The organism is Acinetobacter sp. YH12211, assembly GCF_013418015.1.
Taxonomy (GTDB): Bacteria; Pseudomonadota; Gammaproteobacteria; order Pseudomonadales; family Moraxellaceae; genus Acinetobacter; species Acinetobacter towneri.
Genome location: NZ_VPCW01000022.1, coordinates 1 through 26,150, shown reverse-complemented (window position 1 = coordinate 26,150; position 26,150 = coordinate 1). Strand labels below are relative to the sequence as shown.

The following is a 26,150-nucleotide window of genomic DNA, read 5'->3' as shown; positions in this document are numbered from 1 at the left end:
TCATTTAAAGGCCGTGTTTTGCAAAAAATACGGCCTTTTTTATATATTATAAATTTATATATTATTTTTAAAAAGCAACGATTTTGCTAATGAACTTGTCATCTTGTCCTGTTACCTTAGAAGAATAACATCCTGCGAGCATGACAATTGCAGCAGGTTGGCTGCTGGATGTCTTTCATCATAATCACTATAGAAGGATAGTCACAATGTCAAAAACAATGAAAGCCATGGTCTATCACGGCGCTAATGATATCCGTTTTGAAGATCGACCTCGTCCAGAAATTCTACAACCGACTGATGCGGTGATTCGCCTGACCAAAACCACAATTTGCGGTACTGACTTAGGTATCTGGAAAGGTAAAAACCCTGAGATTCAAGAGACTGCTGTAGCTAAAACAGGCAATTTTGATGGCCGTATTTTAGGTCACGAAGGTATTGGGATTGTAGAAGAAGTCGGTTCTGCTGTAAAAAACTTCAAAAAAGGCGACAAGGTGATTATTTCCTGCGTCAGCCGTTGTGGTACCTGTGAAAACTGTCAAAAGCAACTCTATGCACACTGCCGTAATGAAGGCGGTTGGATTATGGGCTATATGATTGACGGTACCCATGCAGAATATGTGCGCACTCCATTTGCAGACACTTCTTTATATTTATTACCTGAAGGCTTAAACGAAGAAGTTGCAGTATTCTTGTCAGATGTATTGCCAACTTCACATGAAATTGGTGTGCAATATGGTGATGTCAAACCAGGCGATACCATTGCAATTGTGGGCACAGGCCCAATTGGTATGGGATGTTTGCTTACCGCACAATTCTATTCTCCTGCGCAAATTATTGCCGTAGATATGGATGATAACCGCTTGGCAATGGCCAAAGAGCTAGGCGCAACTCATACGGTAAACTCAGCTAAAGAAGATGCTGTACAACGCATTTTAGAAATTACAGGTGGTCGTGGTGTTGACTGTGCCATGGAAGCTGTTGGTATCGAAGCGACTTGGGATATTTGCCAAAATGTAGTGAAAGAAGGTGGACATATTGCCAACGTGGGCGTACATGGCAAGTCTGTGAACTTTGAGTTGAATAAACTCTGGATTAAAAACTTAACCATCACTACAGGCTTGGTGAATGCCAACACCACAGGCATGCTGTTAAAAACATGCTGTTCAGGTAAGTTACCTTTGGAAAAACTAGCCACCCACCATTTCAAATTTGCTGAATTTGAAAAAGCCTATGATGTGTTTAAGCATGCTTCAGATGAAAAAGCCCTGAAAGTGATGATTAATTACGAATAAACTAGACTGAACTGTACTCAACAAGCCAATTCATATTTTGTGGATTGGCTTGTTTTTCTTGTGATACATCAAAATAAATACTCTTTAGCCCAACATATTCTAAACCCTGAGCTCATTGAGGGTGCGCAGCTATTTAAAAACGCTAAGCCACCACATCAGCAAATTCAGCTTCACGTTGAAACATCACATCAACATAAGAGCAGGTTGGAACAATTTTAAGCTGCTTTTCACGTGCAAATGCAACTAAGACATCCAATAATTGACGTGCTACACCTTGTCCACGCAAGGAATTATCTACCCAAGTGTGATCTGCCACTATGGTCGCTTCATTTTGATATTGATAAGTAATTTCAGCGATATGCCGACCATCACGTTCAATAAAAAATTCACCGCCACGTTGGGTTTCTTGATGTTGAATTTTCATAAATTATTCGCCTAAACAAATGGATGATATTTTAGTGGTAGCATAAATTGATTTCTAAACATATTATTTTTATATAATTTAACGATTCAAAATATAGTTATATAAAAAAATTCGAAAAGAATGTTGCTCATAAACAATAATCAATAAAGAATCGTGAAATATCTCACAAAATTAATTCAAGATGTAAAACAAATCATTGTATATTTCACATAAAAATCTAAAAATATAAGCTAATTATCTAATTTTTAATAAGTTGAGAAAGAACCAACTATTTTTTTTAAAGAATTAAATATACAATTGCGCAACATATTTAATACATTTATTTAGGGGTAAGATATGGACTTATATTTAGCAGCTATTTTAGGTTTGCTGTTTCTAGCTGGTTTGTTACTGAAATCTATAATCGATGAAGTAAGAAATGACCCTTTTAGAGGATCTTGAGCATCAACAAAATAAAAAATTAATTTTATAGAAAAATTGCACTCTATTTAAAATTATGTAATTCTTTGCACAGATTTAGGCCATGGCCTAATCCCAAATTGTTTGAACAAGGGGAGTAGCCTCCTCCAAACGTTAAAATCAATTTTAACGTGTCAGCATTTCGTCATTACACTTTGCAAAAAGTCGGAAGCTGAGCATCGTGCTTGAATACATAAAAATTTCAGCACGATGTAGGCAAGACCTTGATCATGTTGTTACAGATGTTTTATATCATCTGACAACGGGTCAAGGTTTTTTTGTGGCCAATTGTCGGATGCGGAGATTGTATGGAATCTATCGGCAATTTATGGCTTTACACCGCTTTTTTTGCAATTGTGGCCGTTATGCTCGCTATTGACTTCTTAGGCTTTCGGCAAAAAGCAGGCGAGTCAGTCAAAGTAAAAACAGCAGCCTATTGGAGTATAGCCTGGGTCAGTGTGGCGGCTTTATTTGGTGGCGGCTTATGGCTATACCTCAAACAGCATTTTGGTGTTGAAATCGCCAATACCAAAGTCATGGAATACTTTGCGGGTTATTTACTGGAAAAATCCCTAGCAATTGACAATGTCTTTGTTTGGTTAATGATTTTTGCCGCGTTTGCAATTCCTGCAGGTTTACAACGCAAAATTTTACTCTACGGCGTATTAGGTGCAATTGTACTCAGAACCATTTTTATTTTTATTGGAGCTTGGTTCGTACAAGAATTTTCATGGATTCTATATCTGTTTGGCGCATTCTTGGTATACACGGGCTTTAAATTCTTAAAAGGCCCAGAACAAGAAGCTAGCAACATCGAAGATATGGCGCTGTTAAAATGGTTACGCAAACACATGCGTATCACGCCAACACTACAACAAGACAAATTCTTTGTTCGCCAAAACGGCGTACTTTGGGCCACACCACTCTTTTTGGTTTTAATTTTGGTCGAAGCATCTGACGTGATTTTCGCCGTCGATTCCATTCCTGCAATTTTTGCAGTCACCACTGACCCGTTTATTGTCCTAACTGCAAACTTAATGGCCATTTTAGGCCTGCGTGCCATGTTTTTCTTACTCTCTGGTGCAGCCAGTAAAATGCATTACTTGCCTTATGGCTTAGGTCTGATTTTGCTGTTTATTGGTTTTAAAATGTTGATGCTGGATGTCTTCCACATGCCAATTTGGATCTCACTGGGCTTTATTGTGATTGTTCTGAGCGTTACTGCTTGGTTGTCTATTCGCCACAGCCGTAAACATCATCAAACCACGCTATAAGCTATTGATCTCATATTCATTGCTCCAATCAGCCTTCTTTCAGGAAGGCTGTTTATTCTTTTCATTTACCATCTGGTCAAACTTTAAGAGAAAATTGAGCTAAATCTTTGTATATTTCAGGTACAATCCAGCGAAAAAATAAAATACAGGTTGTTTCCATGTCATCTGCCATAGCTCGCACCGCCATTCGTGGTCGCTTTCTGGATTTTCAAAATAGCGTCACTCAAGCACAAGAGCTGCCTGAACAAATACGCTATATCGAAGATGCCTTGCTGATTTGTGAAAATGGCAAGATACTGTGGTTTGGTACTTGGCAAGCAGGGCGGTCACAACTCACAGCAGATACGCCCGTACAGCATTATCCTGACCATCTCATTGTGCCTGGCTTCATCGACACCCATATTCATTTTCCACAGACTGAAATGATTGGCGCGTATGGTGAACAATTACTGGAATGGCTGAATACTTATACTTTTCCGACTGAACTGCAATTTGCAGATAAAGCCTATGCTGATCAGATTGCACAATTTTTTGTGCAGGAATTACTGAAAAATGGCACCACCACAGCTTTGGTGTTTTGTACGGTACATCCTGAATCGGTAGATGCGTTGTTTGAAGCGGCAGCACAACATCAAATGCGTTTAATTGCAGGTAAAGTGCTGATGGATCGGCATGCACCTGAAGCATTGTGTGACAGTGCAGACTCAGGCTATACAGACTCTAAAGCGTTGATTGAAAAATGGCATGGAAAAGGACGTAATCTCTACGCGATTACGCCACGTTTTGCACCGACTTCTAGCCCTGAGCAACTGGCGCGGGCAGGGCAACTCAAAGCCGAATATCCCGATGTTTATGTACATACCCATTTAAATGAAAATCACAATGAAATTGCGTGGGTGAAACAATTATTTCCAGAGCAAAATGGATATTTAGATGTTTATCATCACTATGGTTTAACAGGTTCACGTTCGGTTTTTGCGCATTGTGTGCATTTAGAAGAACATGAATGGCAATGTCTGCATCATACCGATTCTGCAATTGCCTTTTGTCCAAGCTCCAATTTATTTTTGGGCAGCGGTTTATTTCCGCTGCATAAAACTTGGGAGCGACAGGTGAAGGTCGGTTTAGGTACAGATATTGGCGCAGGCACCACGTTTAATGTACTGCATATCCTCAATGAAGCCTATAAAGTACAACAACTGCAAGGGGCAAAACTCTCTGCTTTTGAAGCGTTGTATCACGCCACATTAGGTGCTGCCAAAGCTTTGGACTTAGACGATAAGCTGGGGAATTTTAAGGTAGGCAAAGAAGCCGATTTTGTGGTGCTGGATTTAAATGCCACCGCTTTACAACGCTTACGACAACAACGTTCCAAACATCTTGAAGATGCATTATTTGCCCTCATTACTTTAGCAGATGACCGTAATATTCATGCGACCTATATTTATGGACAACGTGCCTACTACCAACCCAATCAAAACTCAGCAGCAGGTGGCTAAACCTGCGCAATCCTCGTATATAAAACCCATCGGATGGGCAATGCTGATACTCGGTTGTGCTTTGTTGTTACGCTCAGATTCTCACTCAGCACAAAAATGATGCTATTTTAACCATGCAAGCACGTGCAACATCGCGCAAGATATATTAAAATTAGGGCATATTTTGGGGTGTTGCAGGTCAACACCTTTTTTATTTTTGCTTTTTAGGTATCTACCCATGACAGTTGAAATGCAGGTTTTGATTTCTGCAGAAGAAATCCAAACAAAAGTTCAGGAACTTGGTCAAAAAATTAATGCTCACTATGCCAATAGCGACAAAGAGTTGGTTTTAATTGGCTTATTACGTGGTTCTGTATTGTTCATGGCAGATTTATGCCGCACCATTCAAAAGCCGCATGAACTGGATTTTATGACTGTATCCAGCTACGGCGGAGGTACTGTGTCATCGCGTGATGTGAAAATTTTAAAAGATTTGGATGGTGAAATTCGCGGTAAAGATGTCTTGGTGGTTGAAGATATTATCGACTCGGGCAACACCCTAAATAAAGTGATGGAAATTTTGCAAACCCGTGAGCCAAATTCAATTGAGCTGTGTACCTTAATTAGCAAGCCATCACGCCGTGAAATTGAGCTTGAAGTTAAATTTATGGGCTTTGAAATTGAAGATAAGTTTATTGTCGGTTATGGCTTGGATTATGACCAAAAATATCGTCATATTCCGTTTATTGGCGAAATTGGCTTATAAAACAAATACGCCTCGCTTTAAAAAAGTGATCGTTTCAGATCACTTTTTTTTATGGCTGAAATTTGCATTTCATCTATCTAACAGGACAAAAACACTACATGCTGTAGCATTATTCGACTATTTTCCTTGGGATTTTTCGGCAAAGATAAGTCTGAAACATGATGTAAAACATAAACAAAGATAACAAGGAGCTGCTCATGTGGTCATTAATTGTCGCAATTGTGGTGGGTTTTATTGCAGGTCTAATCGCCCGCGCGATTCATCCTGGAGATGATAAAGCAGGGTTTATTGTCACCACCTTACTTGGGATTGCAGGGTCTTTATTGGCAACCTATGCAGGGCGTATGATGGGATTGTACGGTGATGGTTCTGCCGCAGGCTTTATTGCCTCCATCATTGGTGCGCTGATTATTCTATTTATTTATAATACGTTCATGAAAAAATCGCGTGCTTAAATCCTGTATTAACGACTGTAATTTTTCAGTCAAACATCTTCTCTCTCAATAAAAAAACCGCCTAAAAATTGAGGCGGTTTTTTTATATCTACTTCGCAATCACAAATTTCAGGTTTGCTCCGATACACACTACACAATTTTAGTTGCCAATATCAGATAAAAAATTAGCCGTTCTTAAAGACCAAGTTCTTTAAAAATCTGTTCAATTTGTGCCGCAGGATATGCTCCCATAACTTTAAAGCCATTCGAGAAAATAATCGCAGGCGTACCGTTTACACCTAAACGATGCGCTAAAACAATGTTGCGCTCCACAGGGTTGGCACAACTGCTTTGACTTGTAGGCAATTGTGCTTTTGTGATCAGGTTTTCCCAAGCAAGAGCAGGGTTTTTCTCACAATACACCTGTTTAGATGGCGCAACAGATTGCGCTTTTAACGGCAAAATAAAGGTATAAATCGTAATGTTATTCAGCTTTTTCAGTTCAGCCTCAAGCTGTTTACAATATGGGCAATTTGGGTCAGAAAAGATCGCAATCTGACGTTTCCCCGTACCTCGCACACTTTTGATTGCATCTTGTAACGGTAACTTTTTCCAATCGACACTATTTTGTTGGATCAATAAATCTTTGGTCAAGTTATGCTGATCCTTTAAACGAATCATTGAACCCGCCAAAATATGTTGAGCATCTTCATTCAAATACACCACTTGACCATCCATAGAGGCACTGTAAATACCTTTCATTTCTGTGGCTTGAATATTGTCTAATTTCAGTTGCGGATGCTGTTGTTTGACATTTTTGCTAACCGTTGCAACATCGGCCATGCTCACGGCGCTGCATAATCCCATTAAGGCAGCTAAACTCAATTGTTTAATCATGTGTTTCATCTAAATAAATTAAATTTAGCCTGATTCTAAGCTGAAAGCTGCACAGAATTCAGTATTTTTAAGCCAGAATTACGCAATTGCTACAACTCGTTTTTGCTATGCAACGCTTTAGGTTTCACGTGGAACGTTCAAACCCGATGGCGGATTGATTTCTACAGAAATATGCACAATTTCTTCATGAATGGCGAGGGCAGTGCGGACTTGATCTGCGTCTAAATCGTGTGCGGTTTCCAATGCTAAAATACAGGAAAATTTACCCTGTCCGACTTTCCAAACGTGTAAATCAGTGATCACCACACTGACTGGTAACTCTGCGATCACTTCACGAATTTCTTCCACCACAGGATGATCCATTTCTGCATCCAACAATGTTTTCCCTGTTTCCTGCATCAAAGCTATTGCCCAACGGGCCACTAAAATTGAACCAACAATACCTAACAGTGCATCTAGAAAATCCCAGCCCCAATATTTACCCGCAATTAAAGCAATAATCGCAAAAATTGAAGTCACCGCATCTGCCACCACATGCATAAAGGCGGCTTTCTGATTCAGGTCATGGCTATCATGCGTATGCTCATGATGGTGATGGTGATGGTGATGGTGATGGTGATGGTGATGGTGATGGTGATCATCTTCATGTAATAACCATGCACAAATCAAATTGATCAATAACCCTAAAATCGCAATTGGAATGGCTTGGTTATACTGAATATCGACAGGAAAAAATAAACGCTCGATAGAGTGAATTGCCATAAATGCAGCCACCACCAACAATAAAATGGCACTGCTATAGCCAGCTAAAATTTCAATTTTCCATGTACCAAAACTAAACCGCGTATCGGCTGCATAATGACGTGCTGCCCGATAGGCAAAATAAGCCAAGCCTAACGCTAGCATGTGTGAACTCATGTGCCAGCCATCCGCCAGCAAAGCCATGGAGTGAAAAATCCAACCACCCAAGATTTCCAAGAACATCATGACAGCCGTCAGCAAAGCCGCATATAATATTTTTTTCTGCGCCAGCGGATTGCCTTGATCGAATTGATGTGGATGGATACGATGAGAGTGTTGCTGACGCATAATGGGAAATCATTGTTAAATATACTCCCATAGAGTATATAAAATTGAGGTGATATGTTGGGTCATTTACATACAGATAAGAAAATTTTAAATCGCGTCAAACGCCTACAAGGACAAATTGGGGCAGTAGAACAAGCACTTCACAATCCTGATCATGGCTGTATTGAAGTTTTACAACAAGTCGCAGCCATTAAAGGTGCGGTCAATGGTTTGATGAATGAGTTAATCGAATCGCATTTACGCCATCATGTGATTGGTGATCAATGCGCGATTGATGAACATGAACTGGAAGAGTTTATGAAATTGCTGAAACGCTATGCTTAAACACAAATAGGCTTGACCAGATTCAAGGCTTGTCTTTACACTGAGTGATATTTCTCACTATATGAGACTAAACTCAAGAGTTTAGCCATCAATCGAGTTTTTTATGACTCAATCTCAATCTTGGCATCCTTTCGTGATGATCAGCCTCGCCCTGATTATTGGCACCATGGGCACGGCACTTGCAAGCCCGCTGTATCCAATTTATCAGGAATTGTGGCAGCTTTTACCCAGCCATATCACCTTTATTTTTGTGGCGTATATGCTCGGTTGTTTGGCTACCTTGCTCTTTTTAGGGCGTACCAGCAACAGTATCGGCTTCTTAAAAACCTTAGAATTGGGTTTAGTGATCATCACCCTCGGACTGATTCTGTCGATGTTTGCCACCAATGCACTTTGGCTTGCTTTGGGGCGTTTTGTGATTGGGATTGCTTCAGGTCTTATGACTACATCGGCGTTAATTGGCTTAATGTGGAGTATCCCCGAATCACATAAAGCACATGCGCCACAGCTCAGTTCAGTCATTACCGCAGTCGGGTTTGGCTTAGGTCCTTTGCTCGGTGGTGGTGTGGCACAATTTTCAGCAGCGCCTTTGTTTAGTCCATATATTCCTGTCATTTTGGGTGCAGTACTGTGTTTTATTGGATTGTTACGTTTAGCACCGCCTGAATTTACGCCACAAGCCTTCTCGATTGCCCCAAAATTAGAACGCCCAGAACCACGCTTTCATGCAGAATTTTATATTACAGGTTTAACCGCATTCTGTGCCTTTGCTGCCTTTAGTTTATTTGCTTCGCTCTCTCCCTCTTTTGTGCAAGTGATTATTCCGTGGCACGGGCCTTTGGTCAGTGGTTTGGCCATCACCTGTATTTTGCTGATTTCAGCGCTGGTGCAGTATTTTTCTAAAGCCATTCCTGCACAAAAATGCCTAAATTATGGGCTGTATTTGCTGTTATTGAGTTTATTGGTACTCGGTTTATGCATGTATTTACATTGGAGTTTTCTATTTTTTGTGAGTGATGTGCTGCTAGGCATAGGACACGGGTTGGCATTGATTGGTGCTTTTGGCTTAATTCATGCCATGACCAATCTACAGAATCGCGCTGCAGTGATGTCGACCTATTTATTTGTGGGCTATTTAGGCACAATTCTGCCAATTATTGCAGTCGGTTATCTGGCCGATCATTTTGGTTTAACCACCGCCGTACTTAGCTTTTGTGCAGCCATCTGCTTACTGTGTGGCTACATCATTATTTGGTATCGCCAATTGCAGAACAAACCTGTTTTAGGATGAAGTTTCATCTAAACGACAAACTAAAATCAGGACAAGGTTTGGATCAGCTGAGTTTATTCAAATATTCAAACTTTGTAGATGACTAGGACTATGTCTTCTGTTTGATCTCAAACTCAGCAGCCATTATTTTTCATTGATGGTTTGATGCTCTAATTCTTTAGTTAGGAAGTAATTTAAAAAGGTTCGAATCACTGCAATGATCGCCAGTTTAATTAGGCTATCTAAATCTGGATCTACTGTGGTGGCTAAAATATCTGCAGCCAACTGAAATTCAAGTGCCGTCGCGAGCCAATCCCCAAAACAATAACGTGCAGTACGCCCCGATTTTAACTGAACCAGCACCAATAAAGTTTTAACCAGACCAATCACCACGCAAATCACAGAAATGGCTTCGAGTGACAATTGCAAAAAATGAACCGAAGAAATGAGTATTTCACGTAAAAAAGCCAGTTCAAACATCCAAATACCTCCATCAGAGATTTCATCTCGTGCATTTAGGATTGAATTGAGCGCCAATTTTTGATTATTTTCTCATCATAGCTTTAAATGCTGCGGTTTAAAAAGACTTACGTGATTATTGATGGGTTTTCATAAAGATAAATTGAAACGTTTAAATATGACATAAGTTAGATCGGGCTTGTGCCGAATGAGAAACTAAACATTAACGAATAGGCTGATTTTTAGTAGCAGATCACCCCAAATAGGATAATAAAAAAGCACTAAGCCACTCAAACTTAATGCTATTTTTGTATCAAATCAGAAAGTAATCGCTAAAAATCATTTCCCAATACAAAACGATCCAAAAATCTTACCCAACAAATCATCTGCAGAAAAATCACCTGTAATCTCACCCAAAGCATTCTGCGCAAGACGTAACGACTCAGCCACTAATTCCCCCGCATGATAGACCACCAACTGCTCACGTGCTTCAGCCAAATATTGCTGCGTGCGCTTCATTGCGTCTAAATGACGGGTACGTGCAATAAAGGTATCTTCTTCAGGCTGAAAGCCTGCATGCGCTGTAATCGCCTCTATGAGCGATTGAACACCTGTTTCTTGTTTGGCCGACACAGTAATATGTCTAAACCCTTTAAAATCTGAAATTGCAGCTTGTACACCAGTTAAATCACATTTATTGCCAATCAACATCAAACGCTTCGGTTCAATATGTTCCGCAAAATAATGCTGTGCCAATTGCAACGGATCTTCGTTTTGGCTCAAGTCATAGACCAATAACAATAAATCTGCCTGTTCAATTTCTTTAATCGCACGGCGAATCCCTTCCTGTTCCACAATATCCCCTGTTTCACGCAAGCCTGCAGTATCAGTCAGGGTAATTGGTAAGCCATTCAGGGTAATTTTTTCATGCAATACGTCACGAGTAGTCCCTGCAATATCGGTCACAATCGCACGTTCAATACCCGCCAAGGCATTGAGTAAGGAAGATTTACCTGCATTCGGTTTGCCCGCAATCACCACCTGCAGACCTTCACGCAACAATTGTCCCTGACGCGCAGATTGTTGCACGGCAGTCACCGAAGCAGCCACTTCATCCAGCAAATTAAGGATTTTCCCATCGGCCAAAAAGTCAATTTCTTCTTCAGGAAAATCAATAGCAGCTTCAACATGCAGACGTAAGTGAATTAACTGTTCCAGCACGGTATTCACTTTGGTGGAAAAAGCCCCTTGCAGGGAACGTAGAGCAGAACGCGCAGCGGCTTGTGAAGTGGCATCAATTAAATCAGCAATGGCTTCGGCCTGTACCAAATCTAGCTTGCCATTTTCAAAGGCGCGCATCGAAAATTCACCCGCTTTGGCAGCCGTTGCACCGAGTTCCAGTAAACGTGCCAACAGCGCATTTTGAATCACTGGGCCACCATGCCCTTGTAGTTCCACCACATCTTCGCCAGTAAATGAATGAGGATTGGGGAAACAAATCACCAAACCTTCATCCATGACTTCATTGGCTGCATCGTAAAACTGGCGAAAACCTGCATAACGCGCTTTGGGTAAGTCTTTTTGGGTCAATGCTGCGGCAATCGCATAGGCTTTTGGTCCCGACAGGCGAATCACCCCCACACCACCACGGCCAGGTGGAGTCGCGATTGCGGCAATGGTGCTGCGGTTATACATAAAATTCACCTAAAACTTTCAAAATATATGCAAAGAAAAATCCGCCTAAGATTACCATCTTAAGCGGATTTATTCAGCAGCTCAGCCATACTTAATTGACTGGAGTTGCCTCTTCTCGTTTAGCGCGGTCTTTTTCAACACTTTTGTTGATCAAGCTTTGCTGCAAAATCGTAATCAAGTTGTTGACAATCCAGTACAGAACTAGACCTGCAGGGAAGAACAATAAGAATACGGTAAATACCACAGGCATAATGCGGAAGATTTTTGCCTGCATTGGATCTGTTGGCTGTGGGTTCAACATTTGTTGAACATACATGGTCACACCCATCAACAATGGCAAGATAAACCAAGGGTCCATTGCCGATAAGTCTTGAATCCAACCTAACCACGGTGCATGGCGTAACTCTACCGATTCCATCAATACCCAGTACAAGGCAAGGAAAATTGGCATTTGTAGTAACAATGGCAAACAACCTGACAGTGGATTCACTTGTTCACGTTTATAAAGTGCCATCATTTCTTGCGAGAAACGCATACGGTCTTCGCCAAATTCTTCTTTCATGCGCTGCATTTCTGGTGCAATCACACGCATTTTCGCCATAGAACGATAGCTCTTAGACGATAACGGCCAAAGAATCAGTTTGACAAGAACGGTTAATAAGATGATTGACCAACCCCAGTTGCCCACTAAACCATGGAAGAATTGCAAACCAATAAACAATAATTTTGCAATTGGCCATAACCAGCCATAATCCACAGTTTGGTTCAAACCTGTCGCCAAATCTTTCAATTCAGACTGAATTTTTGGACCAGAGTAGAAGGTCGCATCAACTTCTGCCACCGTACCTGCAGGGACATTAATGGTTGGCGAGGTAAAACCAATGATGTTCATTTCATCGCTAGATTTACGTGATTCCAACTTCGCTGCATACGGTTGACCATCGGCCTGCGTCAATTTTAACTGCCCTGGAACCCATGCACTCACGAAATAGTGCTGAACCACGGCCACCCAACCACCTGTTGCATCGACATTCAATTTTTCGTCATTAAAATTGTCAAATTTCAACTTGTTGTAGTGTTCTTCAGGTGTTCCCCATGCGCCGCCAAGGAAAGTACCCAAGGTAAAAATACCTTGATCTGACTTGCCTGGATCATCTGAATTATCACGTTTCAACTGACCAAACATCTGACCTTGCCAGTTTTGGCTGCTGCGGTTAATCACTTTGTGATTCACCAGCACAGGATATTCACCTTCAGTAAAACTAAAGGTTTTAATGATTTCTACACCATCGGCAGTTTTATATACCATTGGGACAGTTAAAGTTTTAACTGTTTCACCCGCTTTATTTTTGCTTTCTTTGGCATCGGCTAAGCTATAAGTCGATTTTTCAATTTCATAGCTTGGGCGGCCATTACGGCTACTGTCTGGACCATTCAGCCCGATTAACCCAGATTGCGCGACATAGGTGCGCTTAGCATCGCTTTCCAGCATGACGAAAGGATCGTCACTGTCTTTATTTTTGTCATGATTGAGTAATTCAACACGAACAATATCACCACCTTTCGGATTGATCCAAAGATGATAAAGGTCAGTTTGTACTGAAATAAGCTGCTGACTTACAGGTGCTGTGGCATCGGTTGTTTGCTGTGCAGGAATATTTGCTTGCGGTACATCAGAAGCTGCTGTAGCCGTTTGGGCATTCGGCAAATCTGCAGACACTTCATGTGAAACAACGGCAGTTTTTTGCTGCGGTGCTGTTTCAGCATTTCCATAATCTTTTTGCCACGCCAAAATGAGCAAATATGCGACGACAAACATGGCCCCGAGAGTTGCAAACCTGGCCCATTGTTGCATATCTATTACCCCAAGTGGTTAGAGTGATTTTGGTTCAATAAACGATCACGAAAGGGTACAGTAATGTGATGCGTTTGAGAATCTATTTGCTGAAATGAAATAAAACGAATGACTTTTGGCGGCACCGGATCATAGCCCGAACCACCCCACGGATGACAACGACAAATACGTTTTGTAGCCAGCCACACACCACGTACAGCACCATGCGTATGGACTGCTTCCAAAGAATATTGAGAACATGTTGGAATATAGCGACAGCGTGGTCCCAATAAAGGACTAATCGCGATCTGATAGAAACGTATCAACCAATGCAGTAAACGTACCATTGGCCATCTCTACTTTTGTGGGGAGGGAGCTATTTTTGAATGCTTTTTGGCGAGACGTTGTAACTTCTGCCAAGCAAATTGTAATTGCTGATGCAATTCCGCATTAGATACCGTATCTACCCCAACTTTGGGCATTACCACAATATCTAAGTCATTTAATTGCTGTTGGTGTAAGCGAAAACTTTCGCGAGCAAGTCGTTTTACTCGATTTCGTTCGTGTGCACGACGCACTTTCTTTTTTGCAACGACAAGACCCAAACGGCTATTCGGCAGTTCGGAATGTTTTGCAAGAAATAAGAAATGGGGTTGATGCACTTTAAAAAGCGCACCATCAAACACACCTTTATAATCGGCAGCACAGCGTAATCTCAACTCTGTGCTGAAGCCATAAAGTGTTGTCATAACACCCAAGAGTCGGTTCAGCGTGACTGTATTAAACAGTTAAGCTGTGACGACCTTTTGCACGACGGCGAGCCAATACTTGACGACCAGCTTTAGTAGCCATACGAGCACGGAAACCATGAACGCGCTTACGCTTTAATTCAGATGGTTGAAATGTACGTTTCATATCGAAACTCCAAAAATGATCTTTCTATAAAGGTCCGCGATTTTAGTGCTCATTGCTTGAGCTGTCAATGAAAAACACGGTTTCTTGCAAAATAAGCCTAAATTTTTCTTTTTAACAAGTTTTCGCTCAATTGACTGGTTGATCATACAAATTAAAGTATACACAAGATAAGCAATTGTTTATGCTTGACTAATAAGTTATTAACAGTATTATTCACATAATTATCCACAAGCTTATTCTGTTTAATTTTAAAATTTTCGGTTTTGAATTTAAATTTAAACTCAGATTGAATTATCCACAGTTGCAACGTTTCTTATAAATAAATTCAAATTTATAAATTTAAATTTATTACTATTAGGGACGCATTTTTCTGTTGAAAACCCACTTTTTCTTTTATAAAACAAAATTTTGAATTGTGGATATCTGTGTTTCTATAATTTTAATACTATGTGGATAACTTTGTGCTATATTTTATCCACACCTTGCGGATAAACTTATCCACACCACGTTTCAAATTTAAATTCAGGTTTAGTGATTCCTTTTTTGAGCAATTTTGCTGATTTTGTCATGACAGATGTGGATAACTTGGTTAGAATGGCGACCCGCTCAGGCGGTCGAGAGAAGTTTTAAATTTAAAAATGGATTAGATAGGGGTTTCACATGCTTTGGACGGACTGCTTAAATCGCTTGCGACAAGAGCTCTCTGGAAATGTCTTTACAATGTGGATTCGCCCATTGGTGGCAGAAGAAGTTGAAGATACATTAAAACTTTATGCGCCTAATCCTTATTGGACGCGTTACATTCAAGAACATCATCTGGAATTGATTACTATTTTGGCAGAGCAGTTGTCTGAGGGACGCGTGCGTAAGGTCGAAATTTTAGTCGATTCGCGTCCAGGTGCAATTTTATCGGCCAGTGAACAACCTGCTACCACTACTGCTGCGCTGGAATCTAGCCCTGCGCCTGTGGCCAAGCCTAAACGTGAAAAAGAAGAAAGTTCTGCAAAAAGCCGTAAACGCCAACTCAATCCGTTATTTACCTTTTCCTTATTTGTGGAAGGTCGTTCTAACCAAATGGCTGCGGAAACCTGTCGCAAGGTATTGACCCAATTGGGGGCTTCACAGCACAACCCATTATTTTTGTATGGCCCAACAGGTTTGGGTAAAACTCACTTGATGCAAGCGGTGGGCAATGCTTTGTTGCAAGCCAAACCGAATGCACGGGTGATGTACATGACTGCAGAAAGTTTTGTGCAGGATTTTGTCAGCTCTTTGCAGCAGGGCAAGGTTGAAGAATTTAAGAAAAACTGCCGCTCTTTAGATTTGTTATTGGTGGATGACATTCACTTATTGGCAGGTAAAGAAGCCAGTTTGGTCGAGTTTTTCTATACCTTTAACGCTTTATTGGATGAATCTAAACAGATTATTTTGACTTCAGACCGTTATCCAAAAGAATTAACCGAATTGGATGCACGTTTGGTGTCACGTTTTTCTTGGGGCTTATCAGTCGGGGTAGAACCGCCAGATATTGAAACCCGAATTGAAATTTTATTAAAGAAAGCTGAAAGCAGCGCCGTAGATTTACCACGTAACTGTGCTTTATTTATTGCCCAGCAAGTGGTGGCTAATGTGCGTGAACTTGAAGGTGCACTCAATAAAGTGGTGGCAATTTCCCGTTTTAAAGGCACCCCAATCGATCTAGATGTGGTACGTGAATCTTTAAAAGATGTCTTGGCAATTCGCGCACGTACCATCAGTACCGAAAATATTCAGCGAGTCGTGAGTGAATATTTCCGTATTCCGCTCAAAGAATTGGTGGGGCCAAAACGTACCCGTATTTATGCGCGTCCACGTCAGTTGGCAATGGGCTTGGCACGTGAGCTGACAGGCGACAGTTTCCCTGAAATTGGTATGGCATTTGGTGGCCGTGATCACAGTACCGTGATGCATGCCTGCGAAAAAGTACAAAGCCTGCGCGAAGAAGATCCGATCTTTAACGAAGACTATAAAAACCTGCAACGATTGTTGCAAAGTTGACCGAATTTGCTCAAATTCTGTTCTTGCCATGCGGCAGCTTTTGCCGCATAGTACACTGCTAAAAAACCTATTTTATACTCCAATCTTCAGTTGTTAGAGGAATGTACCGTGCGTTTAAAAATCGCGAAAGAAAGCTTACTGAATGTTCTGTCACATGTCGTAGGAGCGGTTGAACGTCGCCATACCTTAAATATTTTATCCAATGTCAAAGTTCAGGTGACTGAGCAAGCCTTAACCATTACTGGTTCGGACTTGGAAGTGGAATTGGTTGCCAGTACGAATCTGACTGAAGGGGCATGTTTACAGGCAGGGGAAACTACAGTGCCTGCACGTAAACTGATGGATATTTGTAAATCTTTACCAAGCGCAGCTTTGATTGATTTGCAAATCACTGAAGATCAGCGCTGTATTTTAAAATCGGGCAATAGCCGCTTTGTATTAGGTACTTTGCCTGCGGAAGATTATCCATTATTGGCTACAGAAAATGCTCAAGGTACGCAAGTGACGGTTACTGAGCGTGAGCTGAAGCGTTTGTTTGAAAAAACTGCGTTTGCGATGGCAGTGCAGGATGTACGCTTTTATTTAACGGGTACTTTGTTAGAAATTGATGAAAACCAATTACGTGCTGTGACCACAGATGGTCACCGTTTGGCCTTGTGTGAAACAGCGGCATCTTCGACAGCTACTCAATTAATTCAAGCCATTGTGCCGCGTAAAGCTGTGGCTGAATTGCAGCGTTTGCTGAGCATTGAAGATGAACAACTGGCACTTTTAATTGGGCGTGAATTGCTGAATGTGACCATTCGCACCCCAAGCCGTGACAAAGAACAAGCAGAAATTACCGTGCGTTTTACCACTAAATTAATTGATGGTAAGTTCCCAGATTATCGCCGTGTGATTCCACGTGGTGGTGATAAAAACGTGCTGATCGCGCATGATGTATTTAAACAATCTTTACAGCGTGTGGCGATTTTAAGTAATGAAAAATTGCGTGGCGTATTCCTGAATTTTAGTGCGGACACCTTGCAATTACGTGCCAATAACCCAGAACAAGATGAAGCAATTGAAGATTTAGCGATTCAATATGCCGATTCGCCGTTAGAAATGTCATTTAACGCACAGTATTTATTGGACGTATTAGGGGCATTGGATGGCGATGATGTATCGATGACCATGACCGAAGCCAATCAATCGGTATTGGTACAAGATCCAGCACATCAAGATCAAACCTATGTTGTGATGCCAATGCGTGTTTAAGTGAGCGGTTTATTTCAAGATTAAATCTAGCTGAATCATGCATATTACGCGTTTACATATCGAGCGTGTTCGGAACTTAAAAGCGGTTGCACTTCATGAGTTGCAGCCGTTTAACGTCTTTTATGGGCAAAATGGTTCGGGTAAAACCTCGATTTTAGAAGCGATTCATTTATTGGCGACAGGGCGTTCTTTTCGCACCCATATTCCTAAAAATTACATTCAGAACAGTAGCCAAGATGCGATTGTATTTGCTCAGTCATTGACTGAAAAAATTGGCATGCAAAAAATGGCATCGGGTGAGCAGTTGATTAAGGTCAATGGCGACCCTGTTGCGACCCAAGGGCAATTGGCTAAAATTCTGCCTTTACAACATATTGATCCACTCAGTACCGATATTATTGACCATGGTGCAAAACCACGACGGCAACTGTTGGACTGGTTGATGTTCCACGTGGAACCAGAGTTTTATCACGCTTGGCAATATTATTCACGTGCCTTAAAACAACGTAATAGTTTGCTTAAATCACAGCGACATTTAAGTCTGTCGGACTTGGAACCGTGGAACAAAATGCTCAGTGATTATGGTGAGATTTTGCATCAGCAGCGTTTGGGAACGGTGGAACAATGGCAGCAATTTTTTGCACAAGATTTACAGTATTTATTGCCTGATTTACACATTAGTCTGGAATACAGCGCAGGCTTTCATACCGAAACAGGCTTGTTGAATGATCTGTGCAATTATCATCAAAAAGATGTGGAACGTCGCTATACCGAATATGGGCCACACCGCGCCGATTTACGCTTAAAAACCCCAATGGGTGATGCCGATGTGGTGCTGTCACGTGGGCAGAAAAAGCTATTGATTATGGCATTAAAACTGTCACAGATTGCAATGCTGCATGCGTCTAATAAGGAAACTGTGGTATTATTAGATGATCTGACAGCAGAATTAGATTTAAGCGCACAACAACGTTTAATTGAACGATTAAGCCAATTGGGTAGTCAAGTTTTTATTACCACTTTAGATCATCAATCCGTGCAACAACACTTACAAGCGTTGTCGATTCCTTATCGCTTATTTCAGGTCGATCACGGAACGGTGCAGGCTGTTGAGCAATAATTTTTTTATCTTTGGATAGACCTATTTTTCACTAGGGAGAAACCATGAGTTCAGAAGATCAATCTGTCTCTACTACAGAACAAACCAATGAAAAGGCTTATGATTCCTCTAGTATCAAAGTATTGCGTGGCCTAGATGCTGTTCGTAAACGCCCAGGCATGTATATCGGTGATACAGATGATGGTACAGGTTTGCATCACATGGTGTTCGAGGTAGTCGATAACGCTATTGATGAAGCTTTGGCGGGTCATTGTGATGAAATTTTGGTGACTATCCATGAAGATGAATCTGTCAGCGTATCTGACAATGGTCGTGGTATCCCAACCGATATTCACCCTGAAGAAGGTGTCTCTGCAGCAGAGGTCATTCTGACCATTCTGCACGCAGGTGGTAAGTTTGATGACAACAGTTATAAAGTGTCGGGCGGTTTGCACGGCGTTGGTGTGTCGGTGGTCAATGCTTTATCGAGTAAACTTGAATTAACGATTAAACGCGCGGGTCAAATTCACCAACAGGAATACCGCCATGGTGATCCACAATATCCTTTAAAAGTAGTGGGCGACACTGAGCAATCAGGTACGACTGTGCGTTTTTGGCCAAGTGCTGAAACCTTTAGCCAAACCATTTTTAATGTGGATATTTTGGCACGCCGATTGCGTGAATTGTCTTTCTTAAACGCGGGCGTGCGTATTGTATTGCGTGATGAACGTGTCAATTTAGAACATATTTTTGACTATGAAGGTGGTTTGTCTGAATTTGTGAAATATATTAATGCAGGCAAAACCCATCTGAATGAAATTTTCCATTTCACGACACAGGCTGAAAACGGAATTACCGTAGAAGTTGCTTTGCAGTGGAATGATTCCTATCAGGAAAACGTACGTTGCTTTACCAATAACATTCCACAAAAAGACGGTGGAACGCACTTGGCAGGCTTCCGTGCTGCGCTAACCCGTGGGTTAAACAACTACATGGAAAGCGAAAATATCCTGAAAAAAGAAAAAGTCGTGGTGTCGGGTGATGATGCACGTGAAGGTTTAACCGCGATTGTGTCGGTCAAAGTGCCAGATCCAAAATTCTCATCACAGACCAAAGAAAAATTGGTATCGAGTGAAGTGAAACCTGCTGTTGAGCAGGCCATGAATAAATCTTTCTCTGAATATTTATTGGAAAATCCACAAGCGGCAAAATCCATTGCGGGTAAAATTATTGATGCAGCGCGTGCCCGTGATGCGGCGCGTAAAGCCCGTGAAATGACGCGCCGCAAGAGTGCTTTGGATATTGCAGGTTTGCCTGGTAAATTGGCTGACTGTCAGGAAAAAGACCCTGCATTATCTGAATTATATCTAGTCGAGGGTGACTCTGCAGGTGGTTCGGCTAAACAAGGTCGTAACCGTAAAATGCAGGCAATTTTGCCACTGAAAGGTAAAATCCTGAACGTGGAACGTGCCCGTTTTGACAAGATGATTTCATCGGCAGAAGTAGGTACTTTAATTACCGCTTTGGGCTGTGGTATTGGTCGTGAAGAATATAACCCAGACAAACTGCGTTATCACAAAATCATCATCATGACCGATGCCGACGTAGATGGTTCACACATTCGTACCTTGCTATTGACCTTCTTCTTCCGTCAAATGCCAGAATTGGTTGAGCGTGGTCATATTTATATCGCACAGCCACCATTGTATAAGCTGAAAAAAGGCAAGCAGGAACAATACATCAAAGATAACGATGCTTTAGAAACCTATTTAATTTCGAATGCGATTGATGAATTGGAGCTGCATGTGAGTGCTGATGCACCTGCAATTCGTGGTGAGGCTTTAGCCAAAGTCATTGCGGATTATCAAACTTCACAAAAGAGTTTGAGCCGTTTAACGCTGCGTTATCCTGCAAGTCTGTTGGATGGTTTATTAGAATTAGATGCCTTTAAAATTGATCAAGCAGCAGATCAGGCGTATGTACAACAATGGGGCGAGCAATTACGTCAAAGCATTGAACGATTACAGCCAGGTTTGCGTCCTGAATTAAGCATCGAACAGTTTGAAAAAGAAGATGCGGATGGTCAAAAATCTGCAACGTATTGGCCACGAATCACGGTATATGTGCACAACTTGCCCCATACTTATTTACTAGATACAGGTTTGCTGGGTTCAGCTGAATATGCACGTTTGCTGAAAAATTCAAAAAGCTGGTTTACGCTGCTTGAAGAAGGTGCGTATTTGGAAAAAGGCGAACGTAAAATTACGGTCAACAATTTCCATCAAGTGTGGCAACACATTTTGCAGGACTCGCGTCGCGGCATGATGATTCAGCGCTATAAAGGTTTGGGTGAGATGAATGCGGAACAACTTTGGGAAACCACGATGGACCCAGAAAACCGCAATATGTTGCAAGTCACCATTGATGATGCCATTGAAGCAGACCGCATGTTCTCTTGCTTAATGGGCGATGATGTAGAACCACGTCGTGCCTTTATTGAAGAAAATGCCTTAAATGCAGATATTGACGCTTAATTCGTCCAAATCATCCGCATAACCATAAGCACTCTACGGAGTGCTTTTTTATGTTTGGCTTTTGTTGTTGTCGTGATTCATCCAAATAACTTTTATAAAACTGACTTATTGTTCTGTCATGCTGAGCTACATTAAGCCAAAAATACAGGAGAATCATTAAGATGGATAATCAATTAGAACAAGCACGTGATGCGTGGGTGAATGCCTTTTTTACTGGCAATGTGGAGCTGTTAGCACACTATGAAGATGAAGATTTTAAAGTGGTTTATACAGCAGAATCACGCGTGGAAAATCGTGAAACACGTTATGCCAATATTCAGCATGCAGTAAACAATGGCATCTGGAAACCGATCAAACCGAATGTTGAATCAGAAGAATATGAGTTCGATCGTGAGCAGCTTAACTGTCGGATTCAAATTGGTTTGGCGGATGATCAAGGGTATATTCAAGAAATCTGGCGTTATCTTCAGGGCTGGAAAATACAAGAATTATGTATCAGTAAGGAAAAAGTAGCTGCTGAATAGCAGCGATTTTCTGTGAATCAGTGAGATTCAATGACTCAAAATAACCATGAAAGAATGAGCTGATTTGGCTTTAATTTGGGTTTTGAATTTAAAATAACAGTTAGTTTGAGTTGTGGATAACTAAGTTTTTGCTTTTAAATTTAAATTGTAGATTTTGAATTTAAAAATCACACTGAGTTTTAAATTCAAAACTTCTTGCTTGGTAGCTATCGTTGTCTTACTTTTATTCAGGGTGGGGGGTGTCATACAACTATGCTGTGGTGCAAGATTGATAAGTAAAAATAAACAAACGCAGAGAGTGACTTAAATTTCTTTGCGTGGTTATTGTGAAGATAAACTAAAGATTAAAACTATTACGAATGTGTCTTATAAGTATGGAACATACACAATGCATATTCTACGAAATATGATGAGATTTAACCCTATTTAGCATAGCGTTAAAATCTCATCGGTATGGCTATTCAAAGCTACTTTCGAGTTCTTCCAATTCCATCATCAATTCAAGCATTTGTTCTTCTGCCTGTGCCAATTTTGTTTTCAGATCATTTTGCTCATTCATGAGTTTGAGCAAATCATCTTTACGGTTGGCATCGTAAAGGGCAGGATCTGCCAGTTCGGTTTCAATTTCAGTCAGACGCGGTTGAATTTTTTCAATTTGCGCTTCGTATTTTTCAATATTTTTACGAATAGGGCGAGTTTGTTCACGGCGTTGTGCTGCCAGTTTGCGTTGAGCTTCTTTATCTACTTTGACTAGGTTAGTCTTGTTCTCAACCACTGGACTTGGATTGGATGGAGCTGTGTTGGATGTACCTTGCTTAAGCATGTCTGCACGAGCTTGGCGTAACCATTGGGCATAATCTTGTAAATCGCCTTCAAATTCTGTGCATTGTCCTGCATGAACCAAGAGTAAGTCATCGCAGACACTGGCAATTAATTGACGTTCGTGTGACACCAATACCACTGCACCTTCATAATCCTGTAATGCCATGGTTAAGGCATGTCGCATATCTAAGTCTAAATGGTTGGTCGGTTCGTCCAGAATCAGTACGTTAGGACGTTGCCAGACAATTAAAGCCAAAGCCAAACGTGCACGTTCACCTCCTGAAAAACTTTCACAAGGCGTGTCCATACGTTCGCCACTAAAACCAAAACTGCCTAAAAAGGCGCGTAAAGTGGCTTCGCTGATTTTTTTATCGGCAATGCGTGCCAGTTGTAGCATCGGGCTGGCGCTATCATCCAAAGCATCCATTTGATGCTGTGCAAAATAGCCAATATTGAGTAATTCTGAGGCTTTGCGAGTACCTGCCAATAACGCCAATTCACCCACTAAGGATTTAATTAAGGTCGATTTACCTGCGCCGTTCATCCCCAATAAACCAATACGACTGGTCGGGGTAATTTGTAGGTTAATTTTGCTGGCAATCACTTTGTCTGCATAACCAATGCTGACTTGTTCCAAGGTCAGTAAGGGTGAGCTCATTTTGGTCGGTTCACGGAAACTAAAGGTAAATGGTGTATCTACATGCGCAGGGGCAAGCAATTGCATGCGTTCCAATTGCTTGATACGGCTTTGTGCCTGCCGTGCTTTGGTGGCTTTGGCTTTAAAACGATCAATATATTTTTGTAAATGTGCACGGGTTTCTAATTGTTTTTCATACGCTTGTTGATGTTGTGCCAAGCGTTCACTGCGTGTGGTTTCAAAGGTTGAATAATTGCCTGTATATAAAGTCAGTTCACTATTTTCAATATGTAAAATATGATCGGTAATGGCATCTAAAAAATCACGGTCATGGGAAATCAGCACCAAAGTTCCCGCATAGGCTTTAAGCCAGTCTTCTAACCATAAAATTGCATCTAAGTCTAAGTGGTTGGTTGGTTCGTCCAGTAATAATAATTCGGAGCGACTCATTAAGGTACGCGCCAAATTTAAACGCATGCGCCATCCACCAGAAAAACTACTGACCGCCAAGCTGTTTTGATGTTCCATAAAACCTAAACCTGCCATCAGTTGTGCGGCTTTGGCGGGTGCGGTATAGCCATGAATTTCATCAAAACGACCATGCAAATGTGCAAGTTGGTCATTATTTAATTGTTCAGGATGTTGCAGTTGTTGTTGAATGTTCCAGTATTCTTCATCACCCGACAGCACAAAATCAATCGCAGGCAAATCCAATGCTTTAACTTCCTGTGCCATGTGCGCCACAGTCCAGCCTTGCGGACGGCTCAACGTACCTTCGTCTGGGGTTAAACTACCTAAAAGCGCAGCAAATAAACTGGATTTTCCTGCACCATTGACACCTGTAAGACCGACTTTCCAGCCTGGATGGATTTGCATAGACGCTTTTTGAAATAAAACACGTCCACCGCGGCGTAAAGAAACTTGGTCAAGTTGAATCATGGTGTTTACTGGTCACAACAAAAGTTGGGCATATTCTAATGGAAGCCCACCAGAAAACAAAAATAAGCCCAGTTTTATTTGTGATTTGCGAAAAATCTCTCTTGTGATGTTTAAAAATTATGATCTAACAACAGGCTTTTTTTATGACTTTGTAAACAAGCACAAAATACGTGCATGTTGGAAATGATCTTTATTTTGATCTAAATCTATAAAATATAAGTGAATTATGAAATAAAAATGATCGCTTAAATAAGGCAGTATAAGGTTTTGGCAGAATTGACAGATGAAATTCGAGTAAATGCTCTATTTTTTTAATTTGAACTTGCTTAATATTTGTTTCGTGTACGGACACTCAAAAATAAAAAAATTTGTAGAAGGATCGAAACAATGAAAAAAATATGGGTCAGCGCAACATTGACAGCATTCGCAGCGATCGGTTTCAGTGCTCAGGCGCAAGCAGCAAAAGTAGATGTATGTGTCTTTGACTTACTGGGTAAGTCAGGTGAATCTTTTCAGATGGCACAAGAGTGGGCGCTAGCAGCAAAAGGCTGGGGTGCAGAAGTCAATTTAATTCCACGTCAGGATGAAGCTGTCGCAGACAATGATTTTAAAGCAGGCAAATGTGATGGGGTATTTATGACCGCCATGCGTGCTCGCCAATACAATAAATTTGCAGGCTCGATTGATGCTTTAGGTGGTGCGCCAAGTAATGCGATTGCACAACGTGCCATCAGCTTTGCTTTAGATCAACGTAATGCAGCGAAAATGGTTACCAATTTAGGTGGCAAGAAATATGAAGTTGCGGGTATTTCACCTTTAGGTTCGGCCTTTATTTTTGTGCGCGACAAGAACATCAGCTCGATTGAAAAAGCAGCAGGGAAAAAGTTTGCGGTATTGGGCTATGATGATGCACAAAAAATTATGGTGCAGCGTGTCGGTGCGCAAGCTGTCATTTCTGATGTATCTAACTTTGTGGCGAAATTTAACAATGGTCAGGTCGATATGGTCGGTGCGCCTGCCTATGCGTACAAACCTTTAGAAATCTACAAAGGTTTAGGTAATCACGGGGCGATGTTTAATTTCCCTGTATTACAAGTGACCGCAGACTTTGTGATTCGCCCTGAACAATTCCCTGCGGGCTTTGGGCAAAAATCACGAGATTGGTTTGTAAAAAATCTGCCTAAAGCGATGAGTATGATTAATCGTTTAGAAGGTGAAATTCCAGCCAAATATAAAATGAACTTGAGCGCAGAAGATAAAACTAAATATCAAAAAATGCTACGTGATGGACGTATGGATATGACCAAACGCGGTATTTATGACCCTGCCATGATGAGTGTGTTAAAACGCGCTCGTTGTTCTGTCGAAAAAACCAATTTTGAATGTTCACTTGGTGGTGAATAGATTGATTTTTAATAAAAAGCCGAGGGTCTGTTGATATTTCATAAATGGCTTGCGCTGTAGGCTAAAACTGAGCAGATCAGGCATGAAACGTAGGGAATAGTGGGTCTATTGCCAAGTTTCATAACGCAATCTGAGAAAGTTTTAGCCACAGTCCTTCGGAACGAGCATATTTTTTGCTGCTATTGCGTTATGAGTCAGTCATTTAGAATGACTAAATTTCCTGCCTCATGCCTTATATCAGCTAAAAAACCTTGCGAGATATATCTCTCACGTCGCAAACATAGACG

At 41.1% G+C, this 26,150-nt stretch carries 23 protein-coding genes; 13 read left to right on the top strand and 10 right to left on the bottom strand.

Annotated elements, in window-relative coordinates:
• Positions 1-206 precede the first annotated feature (206 nt).
• Positions 207-1,292 carry a zinc-dependent alcohol dehydrogenase family protein gene (locus tag FTU98_RS10410; RefSeq protein WP_168418724.1) on the top strand — a complete coding sequence of 362 codons (1,086 nt, stop codon included), beginning with the start codon at positions 207-209 and terminating at the stop codon, positions 1,290-1,292.
• Between the two features lie 142 nt (positions 1,293-1,434).
• Here FTU98_RS10410 and FTU98_RS10405 read toward each other — a convergent pair whose 3' ends face one another.
• On the bottom strand, positions 1,435-1,716 hold the full coding sequence (locus tag FTU98_RS10405; protein ID WP_168461449.1) for a GNAT family N-acetyltransferase: 282 nt from the start codon (positions 1,714-1,716) through the stop codon (positions 1,435-1,437).
• Between the two features lie 767 nt (positions 1,717-2,483).
• Between FTU98_RS10405 and FTU98_RS10400 the strand changes: the two genes are divergently transcribed.
• The 4 genes from FTU98_RS10400 to FTU98_RS10385 all read left to right on the top strand — a co-directional run bounded on the left by FTU98_RS10400 (position 2,484) and on the right by FTU98_RS10385 (position 6,148).
• On the top strand, positions 2,484-3,449 hold the full coding sequence (locus tag FTU98_RS10400) for a TerC family protein (protein WP_168418726.1): 966 nt from the start codon (positions 2,484-2,486) through the stop codon (positions 3,447-3,449).
• A gap of 158 nt (positions 3,450-3,607) precedes the next feature.
• The gene (gene guaD, locus FTU98_RS10395) at positions 3,608-4,948 is read left to right on the top strand and encodes a guanine deaminase (protein WP_180051382.1); all 1,341 of its coding nucleotides are present in this window, start codon (positions 3,608-3,610) and stop codon (positions 4,946-4,948) included.
• A 217-nt stretch (positions 4,949-5,165) separates the two neighbouring features.
• Positions 5,166-5,693, top strand: a complete 528-nt coding sequence (hpt, locus tag FTU98_RS10390; RefSeq protein ID WP_004969787.1) for a hypoxanthine phosphoribosyltransferase — start codon at positions 5,166-5,168, stop codon at positions 5,691-5,693.
• Positions 5,694-5,890: 197 nt separating this feature from the next.
• Entirely contained in the window at positions 5,891-6,148 is a 258-nt protein-coding gene (locus tag FTU98_RS10385) for a GlsB/YeaQ/YmgE family stress response membrane protein (RefSeq protein WP_004969785.1), read from the top strand.
• A gap of 174 nt (positions 6,149-6,322) precedes the next feature.
• On the opposite strand, the gene FTU98_RS10380 is transcribed toward FTU98_RS10385, so the two are convergent.
• Positions 6,323-6,970, bottom strand: coding sequence for a DsbC family protein (locus FTU98_RS10380; RefSeq protein ID WP_373885910.1), 648 nt, complete (start codon positions 6,968-6,970; stop codon positions 6,323-6,325).
• A 171-nt stretch (positions 6,971-7,141) separates the two neighbouring features.
• Complete coding sequence (gene dmeF, locus FTU98_RS10375; protein ID WP_180051380.1) at positions 7,142-8,113, bottom strand: CDF family Co(II)/Ni(II) efflux transporter DmeF; 972 nt, start codon at positions 8,111-8,113, stop codon at positions 7,142-7,144.
• 57 nt (positions 8,114-8,170) lie between these two features.
• On the opposite strand from dmeF, the gene FTU98_RS10370 reads away from it, so the two are divergent.
• Both FTU98_RS10370 and FTU98_RS10365 read left to right on the top strand, forming a co-directional pair.
• Positions 8,171-8,437, top strand: a complete 267-nt coding sequence (locus FTU98_RS10370) for a metal/formaldehyde-sensitive transcriptional repressor (protein WP_004969779.1) — start codon at positions 8,171-8,173, stop codon at positions 8,435-8,437.
• Between the two features lie 103 nt (positions 8,438-8,540).
• Complete coding sequence (locus tag FTU98_RS10365) at positions 8,541-9,728, top strand: MFS transporter (RefSeq protein WP_171287397.1); 1,188 nt, start codon at positions 8,541-8,543, stop codon at positions 9,726-9,728.
• Positions 9,729-9,851: 123 nt separating this feature from the next.
• Here the strand turns inward: FTU98_RS10365 and FTU98_RS10360 are convergent, their stop codons facing one another.
• The 6 genes from FTU98_RS10360 to rpmH form a co-directional block, all read right to left on the bottom strand.
• Positions 9,852-10,187, bottom strand: a complete 336-nt coding sequence (locus tag FTU98_RS10360; protein ID WP_154321234.1) for a DUF1622 domain-containing protein — start codon at positions 10,185-10,187, stop codon at positions 9,852-9,854.
• A 318-nt stretch (positions 10,188-10,505) separates the two neighbouring features.
• Entirely contained in the window at positions 10,506-11,861 is a 1,356-nt protein-coding gene (gene mnmE, locus FTU98_RS10355) for a tRNA uridine-5-carboxymethylaminomethyl(34) synthesis GTPase MnmE (protein ID WP_179995527.1), read from the bottom strand.
• Positions 11,862-11,952: 91 nt separating this feature from the next.
• On the bottom strand, positions 11,953-13,716 hold the full coding sequence (yidC, locus tag FTU98_RS10350; protein WP_180051379.1) for a membrane protein insertase YidC: 1,764 nt from the start codon (positions 13,714-13,716) through the stop codon (positions 11,953-11,955).
• Between the two features lie 5 nt (positions 13,717-13,721).
• Positions 13,722-14,042 carry a membrane protein insertion efficiency factor YidD gene (gene yidD / locus FTU98_RS10345; RefSeq protein ID WP_178319449.1) on the bottom strand — a complete coding sequence of 107 codons (321 nt, stop codon included), beginning with the start codon at positions 14,040-14,042 and terminating at the stop codon, positions 13,722-13,724.
• A gap of 9 nt (positions 14,043-14,051) precedes the next feature.
• On the bottom strand, positions 14,052-14,444 hold the full coding sequence (rnpA, locus tag FTU98_RS10340) for a ribonuclease P protein component (RefSeq protein WP_004969764.1): 393 nt from the start codon (positions 14,442-14,444) through the stop codon (positions 14,052-14,054).
• Positions 14,445-14,475: 31 nt separating this feature from the next.
• The gene (rpmH, locus tag FTU98_RS10335; RefSeq protein ID WP_000831329.1) at positions 14,476-14,610 is read right to left on the bottom strand and encodes a 50S ribosomal protein L34; all 135 of its coding nucleotides are present in this window, start codon (positions 14,608-14,610) and stop codon (positions 14,476-14,478) included.
• 660 nt (positions 14,611-15,270) lie between these two features.
• On the opposite strand from rpmH, the gene dnaA reads away from it, so the two are divergent.
• The 5 genes from dnaA (at position 15,271) to FTU98_RS10310 (ending at position 22,061) form a co-directional block, all read left to right on the top strand.
• A complete protein-coding gene (gene dnaA / locus FTU98_RS10330; RefSeq protein ID WP_004969761.1) occupies positions 15,271-16,647 on the top strand; it encodes a chromosomal replication initiator protein DnaA in 1,377 nt (458 codons plus the stop codon).
• Between the two features lie 108 nt (positions 16,648-16,755).
• Entirely contained in the window at positions 16,756-17,904 is a 1,149-nt protein-coding gene (gene dnaN / locus FTU98_RS10325; RefSeq protein ID WP_004969759.1) for a DNA polymerase III subunit beta, read from the top strand.
• Between the two features lie 37 nt (positions 17,905-17,941).
• Positions 17,942-19,024: a DNA replication/repair protein RecF gene (gene recF, locus FTU98_RS10320; protein WP_154320150.1), complete on the top strand. Its 1,083-nt coding sequence runs from the start codon at positions 17,942-17,944 to the stop codon at positions 19,022-19,024.
• Positions 19,025-19,068: 44 nt separating this feature from the next.
• Positions 19,069-21,537 (top strand): DNA topoisomerase (ATP-hydrolyzing) subunit B, encoded by a 2,469-nt coding sequence (gene gyrB / locus FTU98_RS10315; RefSeq protein ID WP_154320151.1) that lies wholly within the window; start codon positions 19,069-19,071, stop codon positions 21,535-21,537.
• 161 nt (positions 21,538-21,698) lie between these two features.
• Positions 21,699-22,061 carry a hypothetical protein gene (locus FTU98_RS10310; RefSeq protein ID WP_180051378.1) on the top strand — a complete coding sequence of 121 codons (363 nt, stop codon included), beginning with the start codon at positions 21,699-21,701 and terminating at the stop codon, positions 22,059-22,061.
• Positions 22,062-22,518: 457 nt separating this feature from the next.
• Here FTU98_RS10310 and FTU98_RS10305 read toward each other — a convergent pair whose 3' ends face one another.
• Positions 22,519-24,459, bottom strand: a complete 1,941-nt coding sequence (locus tag FTU98_RS10305; RefSeq protein ID WP_104852778.1) for an ATP-binding cassette domain-containing protein — start codon at positions 24,457-24,459, stop codon at positions 22,519-22,521.
• Positions 24,460-24,846: 387 nt separating this feature from the next.
• Here FTU98_RS10305 and FTU98_RS10300 point away from each other — a divergent pair, with 387 nt between their 5' ends.
• Entirely contained in the window at positions 24,847-25,863 is a 1,017-nt protein-coding gene (locus tag FTU98_RS10300) for a putative solute-binding protein (RefSeq protein ID WP_180051377.1), read from the top strand.
• Positions 25,864-26,150: the final 287 nt, after the last annotated feature.